Below are 21,378 nucleotides of genomic sequence, written 5' to 3'. Positions count from 1 at the left end.
AGCTCACATTCCCGGTTCGGGCTGGGGTAGTGCGGTTTTTCGGCGGCGAAGCAGCACCCGGCGGCTGCCGTCGGTATAGGCCCGCACGCGGGACAGTTCCCAGCCGCCGAACTCGGCCTGGATGGCCAGCCGCATCGACGCGGTCACCCTGGTCACCTCGGGTGGCAGTCGCAGCGGCACGTATTCGTAGTCGTCACTGGTGGTTTCCCAACCAGCGGGCAGTGCGTTGCGCCGCGCTCGCTGCTCGCGTGGTGATGCGGGTTCGTCGTCTGCGCGCGTTGCCGGAGTCATCATTGGCCTCTCTTCCGATCGTCCGCGCGGATCCGCTGCAGGCCGTCGCCGACGGCGGATCCCACGAACATGTCCCCGGTGCGCTGATCGATGGTTACCGAGTTCGGCTGCCGCACCGTCGGGTAGCGGCCCACCTCTGTCGGTATACCCGTCGACAGATCGAATCCGACGACTTCGTTGCTCTGCGTGCACGTCACCCACACGGTGTCGGACCGCTGATCGTAGGCAAGCGCGTAAGGCGAAGAGTTTACCGGGAATCGCTGACGCAGGACGAGAGGTCCGGCGCTGAAGACCAAGAGTTCGCCGCCCGCGCTGTCGGTGACGATGATCCGGCCGAACCGGTCGGCGATCATGTTGGTCGCGCCGTCGCCCGCGCGCAGGGCCAGGCCGAGGTCGTCTTTGCCGAGTTCGATCTCGGTGACGGAGGTCTGGCGGCGGTCGAGTACGGACACGTGACCCTCGGTGAGGGCGAGCGCGTCGGCGGAGGCGAGGCCGGTGACGGTCTTGACGACCTTGCCTTCGGGGGACAGCGTGCGGACCTTGCCGTCGGCGGTGCCGACGAGCAGGGTGCCGTCGTCGCGGCGCTGCACCGATCTGGCATCGCCGTCGATGGCGACATCGCTGACGTTCCTAGCGGCGATATCGACGCGGTAGATCCGATTGGGCGCGGGGATCAGCAGTTCACCCGGCTTGCCCTGAGCCAGGCTCGCGCCGTGCGCGGGCAGCGACAGGGTGCGGACGTCGGGGTCGAGGGCGCCGTTGGGGCCGGTGCGGGTCAGGGTGGCCGGGTCGATGAGGAAGACGGTGGTGTTCGTCTCGCTGGTGTCGAGTGCGGCGATCTGGCCGGTGCCTGCCTCGGTGAGCAAGGCGCGCAGGGGGCTGGCCAGTGCCACGACATCGCCTGCTGGACGCGCGGTGCCGGTGGGTGAGGGCGCGGCGGTGGCCGGATCCCTGGTCGCCAGGTTGTCAGTGTCCGGGCTGGTGCCGCATCCGGCAAGCAGGATCAGTGCCGCCACGCCGACGAGGGCGGTGGGGACTCGCCGGCTACGGCGTGTCGGTGCGGCCGAGCGCACACCGCTGCGGAGCGTAATCACGGAGGGGCCCGCGAATGCCGCCAATCGAACCCAGCCGCGAGGGCGCATCCACCGAACTCCTTCTACCGACTGCTACCGACGATTCACCACAACTCCATCATCTGACCATGATGGCGCAACATCACGGCGTACCGGGGTGGCGGCTGGGGGAGAATGTCGGTGATGCGGGTTACGGTTGAGCTGAAACAGTGTCCAAATCAGGGAGATCCGGTTGAAAGCCGACCATCCGTCGGGATTTGCCATCGATGACATAACCGTTGGTCCGTTCGCTCACGGGTTCGGAACCACCGGCGATGGCAGGCCGTATGCGTTTCGCACGGTCCGAGCGACCTTGACGCTGGAGATCTACCGGGCCGACCTCGCCAGCGAAGTGCCTGGTCCGGAGGATGTCGTCGCCGTCGCGGAGGTCAGGGTCACCGATATCGACCTCGATGACGAACGCAGCGTTGTCGCGCTGGTGCGCGACATGATCCCCGACGCCGAGCCCGTCGATGCGGTCCCCGACCGTGAAGTAACGACCGTGCGGGCACTGCTGGGACGCATCAGTTCCGTCATTGATGGTATGTAGATGGTGATGCCATACACATTTCTCGCCCGCACCGCGCTGACCGCGACCGGCCTCCTGTTGGTGGCCGTGACCGCGGCATGTAGCACCGGATCGGACGAGGCGGCCGTCGACGCCGCTCGTTCGTCGGCCAACGCGTCACTGTCCGCGTCGATCACCACGTCCTCGATCGCCGCGCATCCGCCGCTGCCATCGGCCGCGCAGCTGGACTCGCAGATCAAACGGGCGCTGGATCCGGCACTGCCCGACAGCGAACGCACCGACCTGATCGAGGACGGCGACGCGTTCCGGACCGCGATCCCCGATATGTACAAGGCGCTGCAGGACAATCCGCGTGCCGTCTACGGGGTCACCGATCCGGTGTTCGACAATCACGACGGCACGTTGACCGCGACGATGCGCCTGGACAAGGACGGTAGCGGGACCGCGGTGCGTACGACGGTGGTGCATTTCGTGCTGCTCGATGGCAAGTGGAAGATCTCGCGGACCGACCTGTGCGGGATTCTGCGTTCCGCCGACTACCGCACACCGGCCTGCGGCTAGCTGTGTCGGATTCGCGCGGACGCGGCCCGCGTGTGTCGCGGGACGATTCGATGCTGCATTCGGGGTTGCTCCGCTGGGGCAGGTTCGTTTATCGCCATCGTTTTGTGGTGCTCGGCGTGTTCTTGCTCGCGGTGCTCGCGTCGGGTGGCTACGGCCGTGATCTCGCGGGTCGGTTGACGCAGGAGGGGTGGTTCGACGAGTCGAGCGAGTCGGTGGCGGCGTCCAAGATCGCGGACGCGACGTTCGGGCGCGATACCGACAGCGACCTGATCCTGCTGTACACCGCGCCCGCGGGCACCACTGTCGACGATCCGGCGGTGCGGTCGGCGGTGACGGGCGCGTTGAACGGGCTGCTCGCGCGTTTTCCGGACAACATCCTGAAGATCGACAGTTACTGGGACAGTCCGTTCGCGGGGAACGCCACCGATGCCTCGCACATGCACGCGTTCGCCAGCGTCGGGCTGCGCGGCGAGGGGACGGCGACCGTCGAGAACTACTCCGCGATCAAGGATCATCTGGGTGCCGGGAGGGCCGGCGGCGGGCCGGGCGGCACCACGGTGCAGCTGGCCGGGTTGCAGCCGGTGCTGGCGGGGCTGAATACCGGTATGCAGAACGACATTCACCGGGCGGAGATCATCGCGCTGCCGTTGGTGGCGATTCTGCTGTACTTCGTGTTCGGCGGGGTGGTCGGCGCGCTGCTTCCGGTGTTGATCGGTGGCATGACGATCATGGGGACCGCGGGCATTATGCGCGGGCTCACCGGGTTCATCGATGTGAACGTATTCGCCAGCACCGTCATGACTTTGGTGAGTCTCGGGTTGGCTATCGACTACGGATTGTTCACCGTCACCAGGTTCCGGGAGGAGCTCGCCGCGGGCCGCAGCGTGGAGGAGGCCACCGCGCGCACCGTCGCGACGGCGGGGCGGACGGTGCTGTTCTCGGCGGCGATCATCGCGGTGAGTCTCGGTGCGCTGTTCATCTTTCCGAACGGGGTGCTGCGGTCGGTGCCGTACGGCGGGATCAGTTCGGTGCTGCTTGCCGCGTTGCTCTCGGTGACCGCGTTGCCCGCGGCGTTGAGTATCGCGGGACGGCGGATCGACTTCCTGGGCTGGAAACGGTTCTCCCGCAGCAAGACCGAGGCGCAGATCGATGCCGGGTTCTTCTCGCGGCTTGCGCAGGTGGCCATGCGGCGACCGTTGGCGGTGGCGGTGCCGATCGTGCTCGCGCTGCTCGCGTTGAGTATTCCGTTTCGCCACATCGAGTTCGGTGGGATCAGCGAGAAGTATCTCGGCACCGACAACCCGGCCAGGGTGGCGCAGGAGCGGTTCGATGAGTTGTTCCCCAGTTTTCGTACCGAACCGTTGAAACTTGTGGTGCGTGGTGCTGATCCGCAGCAGCTCAGTGATATTCGGTTCGAGGCGAGTCAAAGCCCTGGGCTCACCGGACGATTCGAGCCGTCGGTGCCGACCAAGGACGGCATCAATGTGCTGCAGGCCGGGTTGGCGGACAAGCAGGATTCCGATCGGGTGATCAAGGCGTTGCGGGCGATTCCGGAACCGTCCGGCGTCGACATCATGGTGGCCGGGGTGCCCGCGCTGGAACGCGACAGTATCAACGGGCTGTTGCGCGGGCTGCCGGTGCTGGTGGCGATTCTCGCGGCGGCGGCGCTCACGCTGATGTATGCGGCGTTCCGATCGATTGTGTTGGCGGTCAAGGCTGTTGCGATGAGTGCGTTGAGTTTGGTGTCGACGTTGGGGGTGCTCACCTGGGTGTTCGTCGAGGGGCACGGTGCGGGGTTCTTCCACTTCACGCCGGGCCCATTGATGTTCGCGGTGCTCGCGCTGATCGTCACCGTGGTGTTCGGGTTGTCCACCGACTATGAGGTGTTCCTGTTGTCGCGGGTGGCCGAGGCGCGGGCGAATGGGGCGGAACCGCGTGAGGCGATCCGTTACGGCATTGCCCACACCGGCGGCGTAATCACCTCTGCCGCAGCCATTCTGATCGTCGTCACCGGAGCCTTCGGCTTCTCCGACCTGGTTCTGATGAAGTACATCGCCTACGGAATGATCGCCGCCCTGCTCCTCGACGCGACCGTCATCCGAATGCTGCTGACCCCGGCGGTGTTGAAGATGATCTGGCGCTGAGGAGTTCAACCATGCATGTGCTCAAAGGTGCCAACCTGTTCGTTACGTTCCTGCTCGAGCTGGGAGTGATTGCGGCAGCGGCAGTTTGGGGCTTCACGTTGCCCGCCGGTGTCCTCGTGCGCGTAGTGGCCGGACTCGCCGCCCCCACCCTCTTCATCCTCATGTGGGCCTTGTTCGGCGCAGGCTCGACCCCGCGCTTCCCCCTCCGCGGCGGTTGGCGACTCGCCCTCGAACTCATCTGGTTCGGCGGCGGAGCCCTCGCCTTGGCCACCGCGACAACACCCCTCACCGGCCTGATCTTCTTCGCCCTCTGGGCAATCAACGCCCTGCTCCGAGTCCGCCTACAGGGCAGCCTGCTCCTCGACGACGACCCGCCGGACGCGCCACAAACCCTCTGATCCGGCCAGAGCGTCGAGTGGCGCATGGCCGCTAGAGGTGTCCACTATGTGCACTCACCGTCGGCCGAGCGGAACATGGTGGAGGCGTTTGTCGAGCGGGCCTTGTGTCATGTCGGTGGCCGAGTGCCGCTCGTCGGGCGATGCCTTCGGTACTGACTGCAGCCTTCGCGACTCACGCGTGCTGTCACCAGAACTCGCACGCGCCGATCCGGCGCCGCCGAAGTGCGATCGATAGTTCATCGTGCGGCAGGCTGAGACCCGCGCGGCAGATACTCCGGCGCGAGATCAGCGGCGGGTGTGCAGGCCGAATGGTGCTGCGGCGGTACTCGAATGGTCGCCAACATAGTTGGTGAACCGCGTGCCGAGCGGGACATGGTGGCGGCAAATGTCGAGTGGGCGCTGCGTCATGTCCCGTTCGGCGCGGCAGATGGGCTGTTCGTCTCGTGGGCGGCATTGTGGAGCTGCTGGCAGCGTGTCGCCTGTGTGGGCGGACCTGCCATCGTCGGCCGCGGACGAATCAGTGTGCCGCGCACGGGAATTCTGGCTGCGGCGGGGTAGAAGGTGCGTGGGGTCAGCGGCGGACGGGGAGGACTAGTTGGGCGCCGGTGAGGGGGTGGTTGAGGACCTCGACGGGGTGTTGGTAGACGCGGGTGAGGAGGTCGGTGGTGAGGACCTGGCGGGGTGGGCCGTCGGCGGCGATGCGGCCGGATTCGAGGACGGCGACGCGGTCGGCGTAGGCGGCGGCGATGCCGAGGTCGTGCAGGACGACCACGACGGCCGCGCCCGCTTGCGCGCGGGTGGTGGCCAGGTGCAGGACGGCTTCCTGGTGGCCGAGGTCGAGGGCGGCGGTCGGTTCGTCGAGGAGCAGGGTGCCGGTGTCCTGGGCGAGCACGCGGGCCAGGGCGACGCGGGCGCGTTCGCCGCCGGATAGGGTCGGAAAGGACCGGGCGGCAAGGTGTTCCACGTCGGCGGCGGACATGGCGGCGGCGATGCGCTCGTCGTCGAGTTCGCGGCGTTCGGTGCGCAGCCACGGTGCCCGGCCCATCGCCACGACCTCGCGGGCCGTGAACGGGAAACCCACGGTGTGGGTCTGCGGGAGCACCGCCCGGCGACGCGCCATATCCAGCGGCGACCAGTGCGTCAGCGCCTGCCCGTCGAGCTCGACCGCCCCCTCGCTCGGCGTCAACTCACCGGCCAGCGCGGCAAGCAACGTCGACTTCCCCGCCCCATTGGGCCCCACCAACGCGACGACCTCACCCGCGACCACATCGAAGTCCACCCCATCGAGCACCCGCCGCTGCGCGGTCTTCGCCCCGCGCCGATCCACGCTCACCCCCCGCGCCCGCAACGTAACCGCCCCCTTCTCCACTGCCCCGGGCAACTCATGCGTCCGAGCGAACACCTGCCGAACCCCGCTCACGCCCCACCCCACTCGAACTCGCCACTCCCACAGCGCATGCAGCCGCTGACCTGCCCACCGCCACCGGTCTCGAACAGCGGGATCTCGTGCGCGGTCGCGTTACCGCCGATGATCGTCAGCTTCGACAGCGAGACAACGGTCAACACGTCACGGCCGCGGTGCCCATCGAAACTCGTTGAGCCACAAGCCTGATCGACCCCCGTCGCGCGCCGCACGAACCGAGCCGCAGACCGACTGTCCGCGATAGACATTGACCCGACGCTCCTGAAGTCTCCGTGCGCCCTAGGGCATCTGGTGCGGCCATGAGCTGAGCCAACCCCCGGCGCCTTCCGAGTCTCATCCGCCACCCTCGCGCGCGCTGACTGAGCCGCGCTCACGGACCTTTCGTGCACCGCACTGCTACGCGCAGAGTTGAAACTCCGTGAGCCCAACGCCTTGTCGGCCGCCGCCGGACGTGCCGAGTGCGCTTGCCGAGCCGCTGGCTGGTCGCTCCCGACCGACGTTGACGTGGCGCTCACAGAGTTCCCGCGCGTCGCCCGGCTTCTAGCTCTGCGGGGACTCGGCTCCCAAGCCTCGTCCGCCAACCCCGTACGCGTCCGGCGTGTCGGTCGAGTCGCAGACCCGCAGTCCGCAATACGCAGTGCCGCAGCGCCCACGGAGCCTCCGTGCGCTCCAGGGCATCTCGCCACTGTGCCGAAACTGGTTGAACCCCAACGTCGGTGAATCATGCCCACCCTCCGGCGCGGGCTCGGGTGCGGCGAAGCAACCAGAAGAAGAAGGGGCCGCCGATGAGTGAGGTGAGCATGCCGAGGGGGAGGTCGGCGTTGTGGACGAGGGAGCGGGCGCCTACGTCGGCGATGAGTAGGACGACGGCGCCGAGGATGGCGCTCAACGGAATGAGGACGCGGTGGGCGGGGCCGACGAGCATGCGGACCAGGTGCGGGACGATGAGGCCGACGAACAGGACGATGCCGGTGAACGCGACGCCCGCGGTGGCAAGGATGGCGACAACCAGAATGACGTTGCGGCGCAAGCGTTCCACGTCGACGCCGAGGTTGCGGGCGGCGGATTCACCGAGGGCGAGCAGGTCGAGTCGCGGGGCGATGATGATGGCGGCGGTGACGCCGACGGCGGTGAGTATCGCGACGACGGTGACCGAATCCCAGGTCGCACCGTTGAGTGAACCCAACTGCCAGAACACGAGCTGATCGCGCGCCGCGGGGTTGGCGACGAACAGCAGGTACGCGATCAACCCGCCCGCGAAGGCGTTGATCGCGACACCGGTGAGCACCAGGGTAACCACCTCGGTGCGCCCGTTCGATCGGGCGAGTAGATATACGAGCGCGGTGGTGGCCAGCCCCGCGGCGAACGCGGCCGCGGCCACCGACCAGGCGGCGACGAACGCCCCGCCGACCACGATGACGGTGCCCGCACCGACCGCCGCTCCTGCGGAAACCCCGATAACACCTGGTTCGGCAAGGGGATTCGCGAAAACGCCCTGCAGCAACCCGCCCGCCGTCGCGAGCGCCGCACCGACCAGCATGGCAAGCAGCACCCGAGGGAACCGCACCTGCCACAGCGTGACCTCACCGGCGGGATGCGCGGGCATCGGCCCCCAGTCCAGCCCGATCCGGTGCAGCACACTGCCCGCCACCTCGGCGGGCGTGGTCGGCACCTGTCCGATCGCGGCCGAAGCCAGTGCGAGCGCGATCAATCCGATGATCGCGACCGCGAACACCAGTGTGGTGCGCGACCGTCCGCGCGACTTCGGTGCGGGCGGCGGGTCCGAGGCGACCGGCGGTTCGGTCTTGGCGACGGTCGATTCGGTCATGCGGGCCGAGTGCCGTAGACGGCCTCGCTCAGCGCGGTGATTACCCGGCCGGTGTTGGGCCCGAAGCTCAGCACCACGGCGTCGGACATGTCGACGACGCGCTTGTTACGTCCGGCGGGCGTTTGCGCGATTCCGGGGACCTTCTGCAAACCGTCAACTCCGCCAACGGATTTCAACCCGTCCGACATCACGATCAGCAAGTCGGGCGCGGCGGCGATCATCGCCTCGCTGGTGATCGAGACGAACGGTTCGGGCAGCGCGGCGCCCGCGTCCTTGCCGCCGAGCGCGGCGATGAGCGAGTCAGCGCCGGAACCGGGACCGGCGAGGAAGGTAATGGCGGTACTGCGCAGATAAAGGAAGGCCATGGTGAGTTGCGGGTCCGGCTTGGGCACCGCGGCGGTGGCGGCGGCGATCTCGTCGTGGGTCCGCTTGCCGAGCGCCTTGCCCTGATCGGGCACGCCGAGCGCGGCGGCGACGGCCTCGATCTGCGGGACAACGCCTTCCATAGTGCGCTGCGGGTCGAAGAAGACGACATTGACGCCGGCCGCGCGCAACTGCTCACGCAGCGGCGGCGTGACCGTGACGGAGTCGGTGAGGAACACCGAAGGACGTTGCGCCAGTAGACCTTCCACGTTCAGCGCGCCATTGCCGCCCGCTACGTTCGGCACGTCACGGACGGCGGGGAAGGCGGCCGTGGTGCTGCGGCCGATCAGTTTGGGCCCCATGCCGAGTGCGTACACGATCTGCGCGAGGGTGCCGTAGCGGTCGACGGCGACAATGCGGCTGCTGTCGGTGACGGTGACATCGGTGCCGTCGAACGAGCGCACCGTCGCCGGGAGAGTAGGCGTCGGCTCGGGCCCGATCGGCACCGGATCGAGGTCGGCCAGCGTCGCGGTGGACGGCCCACGCTGCCCGGAACTCGTCGCGGCGCTGTCGGTTCCGCACGCTGCCGACGCCGCGACCAGGGTCAGCGCGAGCACCGCGAGCACACAGCGCGACCATCCAGATCGGACACCGGCGATCCGCCGCGTGTGGACGGACGGGTCGCCGGACGTCGCATGCCTCATGTAGGTAAGCCTAAGACGTGCCGCGCAGAGGCGGTCATCGGGTCGGTGCCGATCGCGCGCCGGGTTGCGCTGCTCCCCGCGAATGCGCTTGCCTCCGACAATGCGTGAGCAGTGGAAGATGCGCCAGCTCCGGGGGGATGAGTGGGTCGAAATCCCTCACTCCGTACGAGCACTGACATCGTCCAACGCGGCCGCGATAGCCCGCGGCAGTTCAAGGGTCTCCGCCGCGAGCACCCCGGTGAGCTGCCCGATATCCCGGGCACCGACGATCATGCTCGCGACACCGGGCCGATCCCGAATCCAGGCCAGCGCGACGGCCAACGGTGACGTACCCAACCCGTCGGCCGCGGTGACCAGCGCATCGACCACCCTGGTCGCGCGTTCGTCGAGACTGCTGCGGATATCGGCCGCGGTGGCCTCGTCCGCGCCCCGCGAGTCCGCGGGAACCCCGTCGCGATACTTGCCGGTGAGAATGCCACCGGCGAGCGGCGCCGAGGCGATCACACCGACACCGTGATGCAGCGCGGCGGGCACGAAATCGGTCTCCGCGTCGCGAGCCAGCAGCGAGTACGGCGTCTGCGCGGCACTGATCGGCACGACGGCGGCGAGACTCGCCAGCTGCCAGGCGCCGAATCCGCGCACACCCGCATAGCGAACCTTCCCGGACTGGACTACGTGTTCAAGGGTGGCCGCGACCTCGTCGAGCGGAGTCCGCGGATCCCACACCGCGACATTCCAGATGTCGAGATGGTCGGTGCCGAACTCCAGCAGCGTCCGATCGAGCTGACGCAGCAGCGCACGACGCGAGGTATCGATGGTGGTCTGTGTCGTCGCGTCCGGCACGGCCGGTCCCGCGGGAGCCGGCGTGACCCTCGGCGCGATACCCGCGCAACCGCTGAGCACCAGATCGTCGCGGGAGACGAGATCGCCGAGCAGTTCGGCGAGGATTCGTTGCGCGCCACCACCGGCGTAGGCGGGTGAGGTGTCGACGAGCGTGCCGCCCGCCTCGATGAACGCCACCAACTGCACGGACGCCTCGTCAGCATCCGTATGCGAACCCCAGGTATGGGTCGCAAGCCCTATCCGGGACACCCGTAGGCCGCTGCGGCCGACCGTCCGCTGTTCCATCACCGTGTCCGCGCAATCGTCACGGCGCCAAGCCTAGAGCGTGCGCGGGCGTCCGGGCGCCTACCCGCACAGTGGCTCGCGCGTCGCGGACGAACGCCGCGGGAGGCCGGGTTACTCCGCGATCGCGGTGCGAACATGCCCCTATGGCCTCGACACTGTACTGTCGCTGCGGGATTGCGCCGGTGCTCACTCGCGCGCGACCCATCTGTTGACCAATTGCTCAGTCGGAACGGTTCTTTCGAGCAAGAACACATGGAGGCGGCATGCAATACCAGGAGACCGTGTGACGGGCGAATCGATGACCTGGATACAGGCGCTCGTACTCGGCCTGGTGCAGGGCCTCACCGAATTCCTGCCGATCTCGTCGTCGGCGCATCTGCGGATCGTGTCCGGGGTGTTCTTCGGCGACGACGCGGGCGCCTCGTTCACCGCCGTCACCCAGCTCGGCACCGAGGCCGCCGTCCTGGTGTATTTCGCCAAGGACATCTGGCGGATCCTGCAGGCCTGGTTCAGCACCGTGCTGAGCAAGGTGTCGTCGCGGGAGACGGTGCCGATCACCGATCAGGTGACGACGCGGCTGCCCGTGGTGACCATGGGTCAGGCCGACCGCTACTTCGACGAGGAGCGGCAGCGCGAGCTGGACTACCGGGTCGGCTGGTATGTGATCATCGCCACCATCCCGATCGGCGTGCTCGGTTTTCTGCTCAAGGACGTGATCCGCACCGCGGCTCGCAATCTGTGGCTGATCTCGTTCATGCTCATCGCGTTCGCGCTGGTCATCGCGGCGGCCGAGTACTACGGACGCAAGCTGCGCCCGCTCGAACAGCTGACGACGCGGGACGGGTTGGTGATGGGTTTTGCCCAGTGCCTCGCGTTGATTCCCGGTGTGTCGCGTTCGGGTGCCACCTCGTCGGCGGGGCTGTTCCTCGGGCTGACTCGTGAAGCGTCCGTGCGGTTTTCGTTCCTGCTCGCGATTCCGGCGGTCACCGCGTCGGGGCTGTTCAGCATCCCGGACGCGTTCAAACCCGCCGGTGAGGGGCTCAACGCCAGCGGGGCGCAGTTGATCGTGGCGACGTTGCTCGCGTTCGTCGTCGGGTACGCGTCGGTGGCGTGGCTGCTCAAGTTCGTTGCTAAGCATTCGCTGGACTGGTTCGTTGGCTACCGCATTGTGCTCGGTCTGACCGTTATGGGACTCCTCGCGACGGGTGTCGTGTCGGCGACATGATTAGGCTGACTACATGACGGTGATTCTGCTCCGGCACGGAGTCTCGACCTCGAACACCGCCCACACGCTGGCCGGCCGTAGTACCGGTGTCGAGCTGACCGAGCACGGCAACGATCAAGCCAAGGCGGTCGCCGAACGGCTCGCCGGGCTGCCGATCGAACGCATCGTGCACTCTCCGCTATTGCGCTGTCAGCGAACGGTGGCGCCGCTCGCGGAGAAATTAGGGCTGGAACCGGTCTTCGACGACCGGCTGATCGAGGTCGATTACGGCGAATGGACCGGGCGACCGATCGGCGAACTGCTGAAGGAACCGCTGTGGAAAGTGGTGCAGCGGCACGCCTCCGGCGCGGTTTTCCCGGGCGGTGAGGGGCTGGCGCAGGTGCAGACCCGCGCGGTCGCCGCGCTGCGCGAGCACGATCGGGCGCTGGCCGAGGAACACGGGCATGACGTGCTGTGGGTGGCCTGCACCCACGGTGACGTCATCAAATCCGTGCTCGCCGACGCGTTGGGCATCCATTTGGACGGATTCCAGCGGATCGTGGTCGAGCCCGCGTCGATCAGCGTTGTCAGATACACGCCGACCGCGCCCTATGTGTGGCGGCTCAACGACACCGGCACGGACCTGTCCGCGTTGTCGAATCAGCAACGGCCCGTTCCCGATTCCGGCTCGACTAAACAAGACGCCGCGATCGATACCTCCGGTCCCGTTCCCGGCGGCGAGCTAGGTAGTGCCGGGAGTGGGGATAATGGGAATGCGGAGCGCTGAGATTCCTTGTACACGGATAGTGGGCGTTGTATTCCAGCGCCGTGGGTAGTCGATCAGGGTCACGTATCAGGAGGTGCATGTGTCACGCGCAATCCATGTATTTCGCACCCCCGATCGTTTCGTCGCCGGGACCGTCGGTGAGCCGGGCGATCGATCGTTCTATCTGCAGGCCATCGAGGAACCGCGGGTTGTCAGCGTGTTGCTGGAGAAGCAGCAGGTGAAGGTGCTCGCCGACCGAATGGGTCTGCTGTTGGACGAGGTGGCTCGCCGGTTCGGCGCCGAGGTGCCGCCGCAGGCGGAGGACATCGGCGATACCGCACCGCTGGTGACGCCGGTGGACGCGGAATTCCGGGTCGGCACCATGGGCCTCGGCTGGGATGCCGACGCGAACGCCGTGGTTGTCGAGTTGCTGGCGATCACCGAGACCGAGGTCGACGAGTCGGTCGTGCTCGACGACACCGAGGAGGGTCCGGACGCGGTCCGCGTGTTCCTCACCCCGATCCAGGCGCGTGAGTTCGCGCTGCGCTCGACCAGGGTGATCGCGGCGGGTCGTCCGCCGTGCCCGCTGTGCGGGGAGCCGCTGTCCTCGCGTGGGCACATGTGCGTGCGCACCAACGGGTACAAGCGTGGCGATATCTTCGGCGCGGCCGAACTAGAGGAGTGATCGGTGACGCGGCCCGGGGATGGGTTCCACAGCGGCGAGCTGACAGTGATCGGGCGGATCAGCACCGCCAGCAATGTGACCCTGGTCTGCGACATCCTCGATGACGCCCAACCGCCGCTGCGGGTGGTCTACAAGCCGGTGCGCGGTGAGCGTCCGCTGTGGGACTTTCCCGACGGCACCCTCGCCGGGCGGGAGGTGGCGTCGTATCAGATCTCGGCCGCGGTGGGCTGGGGTGTGATTCCGGAGACGATCCTGCGCGACGGGCCGTACGGGGTCGGCATGGTGCAGCGTTGGGTCGAGGGCGTGGACAACCACACCGACGAGGGCGACCGGCTCGACCTGGTCGACCTGTGCCCGCCCGGCGCGGTGCCCGACGGGTTCCGCGAGATCCTGCGCGCGCAAGACGCGGCGGGCAACGAGGTGTCGCTCATCCACGCCGACGACCCGCGGCTGCAGCGGATGGCCGTGCTCGATGTGCTGCTCAACAATGCCGACCGCAAAGGTGGGCACGCGTTGGAGGGGATGGACGGGCAGGTGTACGGGGTGGACCACGGCATCTGCTTGCACACCGAACACAAGTTGCGGACCGTGCTGTGGGGATGGGCCGGCCAGCCGCTCAGTGACGCGCTCGTCGCCGATATCACCGCGTTCGCCAAGGAGCTACCCGGCGCCGTCGCCGACCAACTCGCCGAACACATCACCGACGCCGAGATCGAAGCGCTCGTCGACCGGACGCAGGAATTGGTCGATGATCCGGTGATGCCGACACCGAGGACGTCCCGGCCGATTCCGTGGCCCGCGTTCTGAAAGTGGTTGTGGGTGAGACGCATTGCATATCGGCAGTGCGTGCGAAGCCGCACGCACTGCCGGTTTGTCTCCCTCGGTTCCAGGGTCAGCTGAAGGACTGAGGTCCGAAACGACCCCAGGCCACGAACACGGCCACGGCAAGGTACGCCAGATTCAGCACCACGAACTTGAATCCGCCATCGCGGAAATGGATGATCATCGCGCCGACCATCAGCAACACCCAGCAGGCGGCAGTCACCGGCACCAGCACCGGCGCGATATCGAGCACAGCGGGCAGAATCAGACCGACAGCGGCCAGAAGTTCAAGAACCCCAAGGGTTTTGATGAACCCAGCCCCCGCATGCGCGGTCCACTCCCCACCAGGGGCCTCGCCCAGCTTCTGCTTAGGCACAAACGTCTTACTGATACCGCCAACAAGAGCGACCACAGCCAGCACTCCGGCCGCGATCCACAAACTGACGTTCACGAGCTTCTCCTTCAAGTCATCGGCAACTCAGCCGCAGCCGAGCTACCCGAATTCACCGTCGCCCCGCCCGGGCAGACATTCATCTCAACTGTTCGATGGGCTAATCGGCCGCCCGACGGGCTAACTGGTCGGACATAAGATGCCGCCACCCCACTCCGTGTGACACCACCTCCACGTGACCTACGCCATACCCCGCACCCGCACGCCCGTCGATTCCCCGCACCCGAAATCGAATGCGGTTCGCCCACCTGGCCCAGCCGCTCACCTGGCCGAGCCGCTCACCTCGCCCAGCGGCGTGCCTCGCGCAGTCGCCGGCTGCGCCGAGCGGGCGACTGTGCTCAGCACCCGCCGTCCGCAGTCACGGCGCCCAGCGGCCCGTTGCGTGCAGCCGCCCGGCTTGTCACGGCGTTCAGTCACCTGCTGCGCGTAGCCGCAGCCTCGCGCGGTCGCTGTGCGGAACTGCCTCGCCTCCCGTGGTCGCTCGTTGCGCGGAGCCGCCTGCCACGCAGAGTCGCCGTTGCCGAAGCCGTCCGCCGTCATGGCGCCCAGCTGCCTGCCTCATGGAGCTGCGCCTTGCGCTCAGTCGCCGTTGCCCGAAGCAATCCGCCGCCACGGCGCCAACCGCCTCGCGCCCAACTGCCGTCGCGCCCCGCCGCCCGCCTCGTAGAAGCTGCCGTTGCGTGGAGCTGTCCGCCGTCATGGCGCCCAGCCGCCCGTCGTGCTCAGCTGCCGGTCGGCCCAAGCCGCTCGCCTCGTGGAGCCTCCCATTGAGCCTCGCCGCGGTTGCGCGGAACGGTCCGCCGTCACATGCTCAGCCGCCCGCTGCGCACTGCAGATCTGCCGCCCCACGGCATCAGTGGCGCCGAATACCGTTGCGGGACTATCTCAATGGCGAGTTCGGCGCCGGTCGCACCGGAGTCGGCAGTGGGTGCATGTCCGCGTGGTGTGCTGATCATGGGTGATGGCACCATCGATCGGCTCGGGATTTCTCGTTGCTCTTGCGCGGCCGGGGCGATACCGTCGGCGGTTAGTTCGGTGGCGCGCGGTGCCGCCGGGACGTGCGTGGCGGCGGGTCCGCCGACAGCTGATTCTGCGAGAGCGAAAATCTTGACATCCCATGATTTGCTGAAAAACGCAGGTCGGGAGTGGCAGGTCAGCGGCGTGTGGCGGACGATGGGACGGGGCGGGCGGCAAGGATCTCGACCACACCTTTACCCTCGAATCATGCAGTCCTGGTCCGATACAGCCCTACCCACCATCCCCGGAGCAGGGCCACCGTTGCGGTTGTACGACACCGCCGACCGTCAGGTGCGGCCGGTGACACCCGGTGCCACCGCCACCATGTACGTCTGCGGGATCACCCCTTACGACGCCACCCACCTCGGTCACGCCGCCACCTACCTGACCTTCGATCTGGTCAACCGAGTGTTGCGCGACGCGGGCCACGAGGTGCACTACGTGCAAAACGTAACCGACGTCGATGACCCGCTGTTCGAGCGAGCCGAGCGCGACGGCCTGGATTGGCGCGAACTCGGCACCCGTGAGATCAATCTGTTCCGCGAGGACATGTCCGCGCTGCGCATCGTGCCCCCGCGCGAGTACATCGGCGCCATCGAATCCGTCGACGAGGTCATCGAATTCGTGCAGAAGCTGCTCGCTTCGGGTGCGGCATACATCGTCGACGACGCCGAGTTCCCCGACGTGTACTTCCGCGCCGACGCCACCGAGCAGTTCGGCTACGAATCCGGCTACGACCGCGCCACCATGGAGCGACTGTTCGCCGAACGCGGCGGCGACCCCGACCGTCCAGGCAAGCGCGACACCATCGACGCGCTGCTGTGGCGTGCCGAACGTCCCGGCGAGCCGTCCTGGCCCGCCCCGTTCGGTGCCGGTCGCCCCGGCTGGCACATCGAGTGTTCGGCGATCGCGCTCAACCGCATCGGCCCCGAGTTCGACATCCAGGGCGGCGGCAGCGACCTCATCTACCCGCACCACGAATACTCCGCCGCACACGCGGAGTCGCTCATCGCGGGCCGCCGCTTCGCCCGCCACTACGTGCACGCCGGTTTGATCGGCCTCGACGGCGAGAAGATGTCGAAGTCGAAGGGCAACCTCGTCCTGGTCTCCACGTTGCGCCGCAGCGGCGTCGACCCGGCCGCTATCCGCTTGGGCCTGCTGTCCGGCCACTACCGCCAGGACCGCATGTGGACCGACGCGGTCCTCGAGCAGGCCAAAACCCGCCTCGACCTGTGGCGCCGCGCAACCGCCCTACCCGCCGGCCCCGCCTCCGCCGACACCATCGCCCGCCTCCGCCGACACCTGTCCGACGACCTCGACACCCCCAAAGCCCTAGACGCCCTGGACAATTGGGCCCGCCAAGCTCTGGACTACGGCGGTCCCGACACCGAGGCCCCCGCTTCGATCGCCGCCGCTGTCGACGCCCTCCTCGGCATCAGCCTGTAGCTCCTTCGGGCATCTGATTGTCGCTTCGCATACCCCACAGAACGCCAGGGATGTGCGAGGAGACAGGTAAGTGTGCGAGGAATGGTGACGCGGTGCGCCGGCGGCCGACAGCATTGGACGACCATGTGACACTGCCGCTCGCTGGATACGTCCGCTGCGGGACCGGGTACGGCACAGCGTGTGGCGGGTGATGTGCCGCACCGAATCGTGCGTCAGGCCGCCTCGCTGGCGTCGAAGACCGGCGCGTCGAACCTGGATGGCGCATCTGGTCGGACGTGACGAACGCCGAGTGGGCCACAACGAACTAACCCGCATCCCCACCTCCCACCGTCCCGAACTCCGCTCCCTCCACGACCCCACCGACTACATCCGCCTAGACCGCCTGACCTTCCCGCGGTAATCGACGAACTCCCCACCCCACCAACACCTCCCAGCGCAGCGCGCACCGCCAACCGGCGTCGCCTGCATGCGCCGAACGGGACCCAGCCCACCCCAGCCGACGCACTTCCTCTTCACCGAGCGGGACATAGTGGCGCGAAAGTGCGAGTAGGCCCGCCACCATGTCCCGTTCGGTGGGAAGTTCGGGTGCGTTGGTCGTCGAGCGGGACATAGTGGCGCGAAAGTGCGAGTAGGCCCGCCATGGTGTCCCGCTCGGCGGGAGACTCTGGGAGCTGGCTGCCGAGGGGCATGGTGGCGCTCAGACGCGAGCTGGCCCTCGGGCGCCCCGTTCTGCTAGGCGATGGTTTCGGCGGGGGTGGTGGGTTCGTGGACTCCGGGGGCTAGGTCGGGGGAGTACAGGCGGTCGATGTCGGGGGCGTATTTGGTGGCGATGGGTTTGCGGCGGAGTTTCATGGTGAGGGTGATTTCGTCGCCGCCGGGTTCCCAGAAGGCGGGGAGGATGGTGAAGCGTTTGATCTGTTCTATCCGGGACAGTTTGGTGTTGCCTGCCGCTACGCCGCGGGCGATTTCGGCGATCACACGAGGGTGGGCGGCCAGGGCGGCGGCGGAGGCATCGGCTAAACCATGTTGTGCGGCATAGGGTTCGGCGGTTTCGGCGTCGATGACGATGAGCGCGGTGTTGAAGGGGCGCCGGTCGCCGATGGCGGCGATGGAGCCGATCAGCGGGGTCGCGGCCTTGATGGCGTTCTCGATGTTGGCCGGGGACATATTCTTTCCGGCGGAGTTGATGATGAGTTCCTTCTTGCGGTCGACGACGCGCAGGTATCCGTCGGCGTCCTGGGTGAGGATGTCGCCGGTGCGCAGCCAGCCGTCGGCGTCGAGCGCTTCGGCGGTCTTGGCCGGTTCGGCGCGGTAGGCGCGCATGATCGAGGGCCCGCGGATGAGGAATTCGCCGTCGTCGGCGATGGTGGCTTCGAGGCCGGGCAGCAGTCTGCCGACCGTGCCGAGCCTGGCTTCCTCGGGAGAGCTGACGGTGGCGATACAGGTCACCTCGGACATGCCCCACACTTCGGAGATGGGGATGCCGAGGCCGAAGAAGAAACCGAGCGTCTCCGGCGGAATCGGGGCGGCCCCCGACATCGCCCACTTCACTTGGTCCAGACCGAGTTTCGCGCGCAGCTTGGACAGTACGGCGTCGTCGGCCCTTGCCCATTCAGCGGCGAGCGCGTCATCGACCGGTTCGCCGTTGAGCTCCGCGGTGGCCTTGCGCGCGGCGACGCCGAGCGCCCATTGCAGGCCGGCGCGGAAGGCGTCGTCGGGCTCGTTGGCGACCGCGAATTCCAGTGCGGCCTTGAACTTTTCCCACACGCGCGGGACGGCGCCCCAGATAGTCGGCCTGGCGTCCAGTAGCGCGGCGAGCAGCTGGTTGCGATCGGGCACGACGGTGATCTGGGTGCCGAACACCTCTTGCAGATACAGCGCGGTGAATCGGTCGGCCATGTGCGCGGTCGGCAGATACGAGGTCTGCCGATCGCCGAATTCGACTGGTAGCACTGAGCAGAAAGCGTGTGCGTCGAACAGCAGGTTGGCGTGGGTGAGTTCGACGCCCTTCGGGTTGCCGGTGGTTCCGGAGGTGTAACACAGCGTTACCACGTCGTCGGGCTGTACCGCGCGCCAGCTTGCCTCGAAGTCGAAATCGCTGCGCCCCAACGACTTCAGTTCCGCGACACTGATCGTCGCGTCCGGTGCGCCGTCCAGGCATACGATGGTCTCGATCGGCACCCCGCACGACCGGATCCGGTCCACATACTGCGCCTCGCAGATCACCACCCGATTGCCCGCGTTGTCGAACACATAGTTCAACTGCTCCGGGACCAACGTGTTGTACACGGAAAACGAAGTGGCCCCGGCATGCTGCGCGCCCACTTCGAGCGGATAGAACTCGACCCGATTGGCCATCATCAACGCGACCGTGTCCCCGCGCCCGACGCCGAGCGCACTCAACCCCGCCGCGATCTCCCGCACCTGCGCGGCATACTCTCGCCAGGTCAAACTCTGCTTGCCGCCGATCGACCGGACCGCAACCGCGTCGGGATCGATGGATGCAACCCGCTGAAACGCGGCACAGGAAGTATTAGGTTCGGTCATCGCACAACCCCGTTCAATACAGCTGTCTATCTTTCTGAGACGGTAAATGCCGTGAACCGACACGTGGACGTTTCTGTCGATTTCCGCGCGTCGTACGCAAGCACCGCCAACGACAACCATCGGCTCGCCGAACGGCACACCACGGCGTGCCCACTCGCACTTTCACACCACCATGTCCCACTCGGCGGTCAGGTCGCGCGAGCCTCGCGCCGAAGGGGACATGACGGCGCGCTCACTCGCACTTTCGCGCCACCATGTCCCGCTCGGCGATCAGGTCGCGCTGTCGGCGGCACCCGAAAGATTCGAGTGCCGTCGACACGCGCGAGCCTCTCGCCGAATGGGACATCGCGGTGGGTCCACTCGCATACTGACATGTCCCTGTAGGCGAGGGCTCGGTGGCCAAGCTGGTGCGCTTCGGGACATCACGGCGTGCTCACTCGCACTCTTGCGCCGCATGTCCCACTCGGCGGCGAAGTCCGCTCGGGCCTCGCGCCGAATGGGATATCGCGGCCGGTCTACTCGGGTTCTGGTACGTCCGTGCCCGATCGATGAGGGCTCGGTGGTTAAGCTCGTGCGCTAAGGGACATCACGGCTTGCCCGCTCGCGTTTTGGCATGGCCATTCCTGACCGGTGAGGGGGCCCAGTGGTCAGGCCGATGCGCTGGGGCCGCCAGCGGTGAATCCGTCAGCCTCCCAGCACTTCCCGCGCGTCAAGTTAGCTTGGTCGCGACGTGTAAGTCGATGTCGGCGTCGAATCCGTTCCAGCCGTGGGCATTTCGAGCGCGGGTATTCGGTCAGGGTTGGGTCCAGACGTAGGGCGTGGTGGTGCCGACGGCGTGGAAACCTAGGTGGCGGAGGATGGGGGCGCTGTCGTCCGAGGCGTCTACCTGGAGGTATCGGATGCCTCGGGCGCTGGCGATTTCGGTGCGGGCGGCGACCAGTGCTCGGTAGATTCCCTTGCCGCGCCAGGCGGGGAGGGTGGAGCCGCCCCATAGGCCCGCGAACTCGGTGCCCGTATTGACGACCATCCACGCCGCCGAGACCACTTCGCCGTCGGCTTCCGCGACAAGGACGGTGGTGTCGTCGGGGGCGGCGGTGACGCGCCCGATCAGGTCGTCGCCGAGCCAGCTCATATCCTTGCCCCACACGGTCGATTCCATGGCGGCGATGCGGTGCAGGTCAGGTGCCGCGGCTACCTCGCGAAGGTGGACTCCGTCCGGCGGGGTGGCTTCGGCGGGCAGTTCGGAAACCGTGGCGATGAGAATGGTCTCCTGATCCTCGGGAACGAATCCCGCGGCCAGCAGACGGTCTGGGAGGTTCTCGGGGAGGTCGTGGCCGTGGGCGGACCACTCGACCGCCTCGCCCCTGGCCGCGAAGTAGTCGCGCTGGCGCTCGATCAGCCGATCCAGTTCGGCGCCACGGACTTCCACGTCGCGCGGGCCGCTGACGAACCCGCGAAACTTTCCGACGACGCGGATCACCGGACCGTCCTGTTCCCAGATGACGCCGCTGGGGAGGTTGCGCGGTGCCCCGCGCATCTGCTCGTCGTAGGCCGCGAGCAAGCTGGTGATGTCTGCCACGAATTAGACAGTACGAGCCCATGGCAACTGGTTTTCGCGCTTCGGCGTCGGCGATTTACGTTAGACACCTACCCCGTAGGGGTATATGGTCGATCTTGCCGACGGCACGCCTCGACTCGATCCATCGAGCCGAGCTTTCCGACCGAGGAGTGACGCACGTGAACCACGACCCGCAGCACCGTGACCCACAACGCCGCACCGTCGTCCTCGACGTGCGCGGCGTCCGCTGGGCCAGCCAAGCCAACGTCGTCACCGCCGTACTCCGCCGCAGGCCCGGCGTCCTCGACGTCGCCGCCAACCCAACCGCCCAAACCGCCACCATCGCCTACGACCCCACCATCACCTCGGTCGCCGAACTCGCCGGTTGGGTCCGCGACTGC

General features: G+C 67.4%; 20 protein-coding genes and 1 pseudogene. 11 read left to right on the top strand and 10 right to left on the bottom strand.

The window, feature by feature from the left end; genetic code table 11:
- Positions 1-3: 3 nt before the first annotated feature.
- On the bottom strand, positions 4-291 hold the full coding sequence (locus OG203_RS02750) for a DUF5703 family protein (RefSeq protein ID WP_379281793.1): 288 nt from the start codon (positions 289-291) through the stop codon (positions 4-6).
- On the bottom strand, positions 291-1,307 hold the full coding sequence (locus OG203_RS02745) for a hypothetical protein (protein WP_405164054.1): 1,017 nt from the start codon (positions 1,305-1,307) through the stop codon (positions 291-293). The genes OG203_RS02750 and OG203_RS02745 overlap by 1 nt, the downstream gene beginning before the upstream one ends.
- 289 nt (positions 1,308-1,596) lie before the next feature.
- Between OG203_RS02745 and OG203_RS02740 the strand changes: the two genes are divergently transcribed.
- The 5 genes from OG203_RS02740 (at position 1,597) to OG203_RS02720 (ending at position 5,593) form a co-directional block, all read left to right on the top strand.
- Complete coding sequence (locus OG203_RS02740; RefSeq protein ID WP_405164053.1) at positions 1,597-1,953, top strand: hypothetical protein; 357 nt, start codon at positions 1,597-1,599, stop codon at positions 1,951-1,953.
- Positions 1,954-2,493 carry a hypothetical protein gene (locus OG203_RS02735; protein ID WP_405164052.1) on the top strand — a complete coding sequence of 180 codons (540 nt, stop codon included), beginning with the start codon at positions 1,954-1,956 and terminating at the stop codon, positions 2,491-2,493.
- Positions 2,494-2,543: 50 nt separating this feature from the next.
- On the top strand, positions 2,544-4,637 hold the full coding sequence (locus OG203_RS02730; RefSeq protein WP_405164051.1) for an MMPL family transporter: 2,094 nt from the start codon (positions 2,544-2,546) through the stop codon (positions 4,635-4,637).
- 11 nt (positions 4,638-4,648) lie between these two features.
- Positions 4,649-5,035 carry a YrdB family protein gene (locus OG203_RS02725; RefSeq protein WP_405164050.1) on the top strand — a complete coding sequence of 129 codons (387 nt, stop codon included), beginning with the start codon at positions 4,649-4,651 and terminating at the stop codon, positions 5,033-5,035.
- A gap of 330 nt (positions 5,036-5,365) precedes the next feature.
- The gene (locus OG203_RS02720; protein WP_405164049.1) at positions 5,366-5,593 is read left to right on the top strand and encodes a hypothetical protein; all 228 of its coding nucleotides are present in this window, start codon (positions 5,366-5,368) and stop codon (positions 5,591-5,593) included.
- 13 nt (positions 5,594-5,606) lie between these two features.
- Here the strand turns inward: OG203_RS02720 and OG203_RS02715 are convergent, their stop codons facing one another.
- The 5 genes from OG203_RS02715 to OG203_RS02695 form a co-directional block, all read right to left on the bottom strand.
- Positions 5,607-6,455, bottom strand: a complete 849-nt coding sequence (locus tag OG203_RS02715) for a heme ABC transporter ATP-binding protein (RefSeq protein ID WP_405164048.1) — start codon at positions 6,453-6,455, stop codon at positions 5,607-5,609.
- Positions 6,452-6,706, bottom strand: a complete 255-nt coding sequence (locus tag OG203_RS02710; RefSeq protein ID WP_405164047.1) for a hypothetical protein — start codon at positions 6,704-6,706, stop codon at positions 6,452-6,454. The genes OG203_RS02715 and OG203_RS02710 overlap by 4 nt, the downstream gene beginning before the upstream one ends.
- Before the next feature lie 473 nt (positions 6,707-7,179).
- Positions 7,180-8,286, bottom strand: coding sequence for a FecCD family ABC transporter permease (locus OG203_RS02705; protein WP_405164046.1), 1,107 nt, complete (start codon positions 8,284-8,286; stop codon positions 7,180-7,182).
- The gene (locus OG203_RS02700; protein WP_405164045.1) at positions 8,283-9,353 is read right to left on the bottom strand and encodes a hemin ABC transporter substrate-binding protein; all 1,071 of its coding nucleotides are present in this window, start codon (positions 9,351-9,353) and stop codon (positions 8,283-8,285) included. Before OG203_RS02700 ends, OG203_RS02705 begins: the two co-directional genes overlap by 4 nt.
- A 156-nt stretch (positions 9,354-9,509) precedes the next feature.
- Complete coding sequence (locus OG203_RS02695) at positions 9,510-10,481, bottom strand: aldo/keto reductase (protein WP_405164044.1); 972 nt, start codon at positions 10,479-10,481, stop codon at positions 9,510-9,512.
- A gap of 298 nt (positions 10,482-10,779) precedes the next feature.
- Between OG203_RS02695 and OG203_RS02690 the strand changes: the two genes are divergently transcribed.
- The 4 genes from OG203_RS02690 to OG203_RS02675 all read left to right on the top strand — a co-directional run bounded on the left by OG203_RS02690 (position 10,780) and on the right by OG203_RS02675 (position 13,943).
- Positions 10,780-11,706 carry an undecaprenyl-diphosphate phosphatase gene (locus tag OG203_RS02690; RefSeq protein WP_405167757.1) on the top strand — a complete coding sequence of 309 codons (927 nt, stop codon included), beginning with the start codon at positions 10,780-10,782 and terminating at the stop codon, positions 11,704-11,706.
- A 13-nt stretch (positions 11,707-11,719) separates the two neighbouring features.
- Positions 11,720-12,472, top strand: coding sequence for a histidine phosphatase family protein (locus tag OG203_RS02685; RefSeq protein WP_405164043.1), 753 nt, complete (start codon positions 11,720-11,722; stop codon positions 12,470-12,472).
- Between the two features lie 79 nt (positions 12,473-12,551).
- Positions 12,552-13,136: a DUF3090 domain-containing protein gene (locus tag OG203_RS02680; protein WP_040735411.1), complete on the top strand. Its 585-nt coding sequence runs from the start codon at positions 12,552-12,554 to the stop codon at positions 13,134-13,136.
- A gap of 3 nt (positions 13,137-13,139) precedes the next feature.
- Positions 13,140-13,943: an SCO1664 family protein gene (locus OG203_RS02675; RefSeq protein WP_405164042.1), complete on the top strand. Its 804-nt coding sequence runs from the start codon at positions 13,140-13,142 to the stop codon at positions 13,941-13,943.
- Positions 13,944-14,028: 85 nt separating this feature from the next.
- Here the strand turns inward: OG203_RS02675 and OG203_RS02670 are convergent, their stop codons facing one another.
- A complete protein-coding gene (locus tag OG203_RS02670) occupies positions 14,029-14,409 on the bottom strand; it encodes a DoxX family protein (RefSeq protein ID WP_405164041.1) in 381 nt (126 codons plus the stop codon).
- Positions 14,410-15,633: 1,224 nt separating this feature from the next.
- On the opposite strand from OG203_RS02670, the gene mshC reads away from it, so the two are divergent.
- Entirely contained in the window at positions 15,634-16,872 is a 1,239-nt protein-coding gene (mshC, locus tag OG203_RS02665) for a cysteine--1-D-myo-inosityl 2-amino-2-deoxy-alpha-D-glucopyranoside ligase (RefSeq protein ID WP_405164040.1), read from the top strand.
- A 732-nt stretch (positions 16,873-17,604) separates the two neighbouring features.
- Here mshC and fadD11 read toward each other — a convergent pair.
- A complete protein-coding gene (fadD11, locus tag OG203_RS02660) occupies positions 17,605-19,419 on the bottom strand; it encodes a fatty acid--CoA ligase FadD11 (RefSeq protein WP_405164039.1) in 1,815 nt (604 codons plus the stop codon).
- A 793-nt stretch (positions 19,420-20,212) separates the two neighbouring features.
- On the bottom strand, positions 20,213-20,998 hold the full coding sequence (locus tag OG203_RS02655) for a GNAT family N-acetyltransferase (protein WP_405164038.1): 786 nt from the start codon (positions 20,996-20,998) through the stop codon (positions 20,213-20,215).
- 20 nt (positions 20,999-21,018) lie between these two features.
- Between OG203_RS02655 and OG203_RS02650 the strand changes: the two are divergent.
- Positions 21,019-21,327: pseudogene (locus OG203_RS02650) on the top strand (heavy-metal-associated domain-containing protein); the annotation flags it as partial.
- Positions 21,328-21,378 lie beyond the last annotated feature (51 nt).

Origin of the sequence: Nocardia sp. NBC_01499 (assembly GCF_045040275.1) — a bacterium.
Taxonomy (GTDB): domain Bacteria; phylum Actinomycetota; class Actinomycetes; order Mycobacteriales; family Mycobacteriaceae; genus Nocardia.
This window is presented reverse-complemented; position numbering and strand designations above follow the sequence as displayed.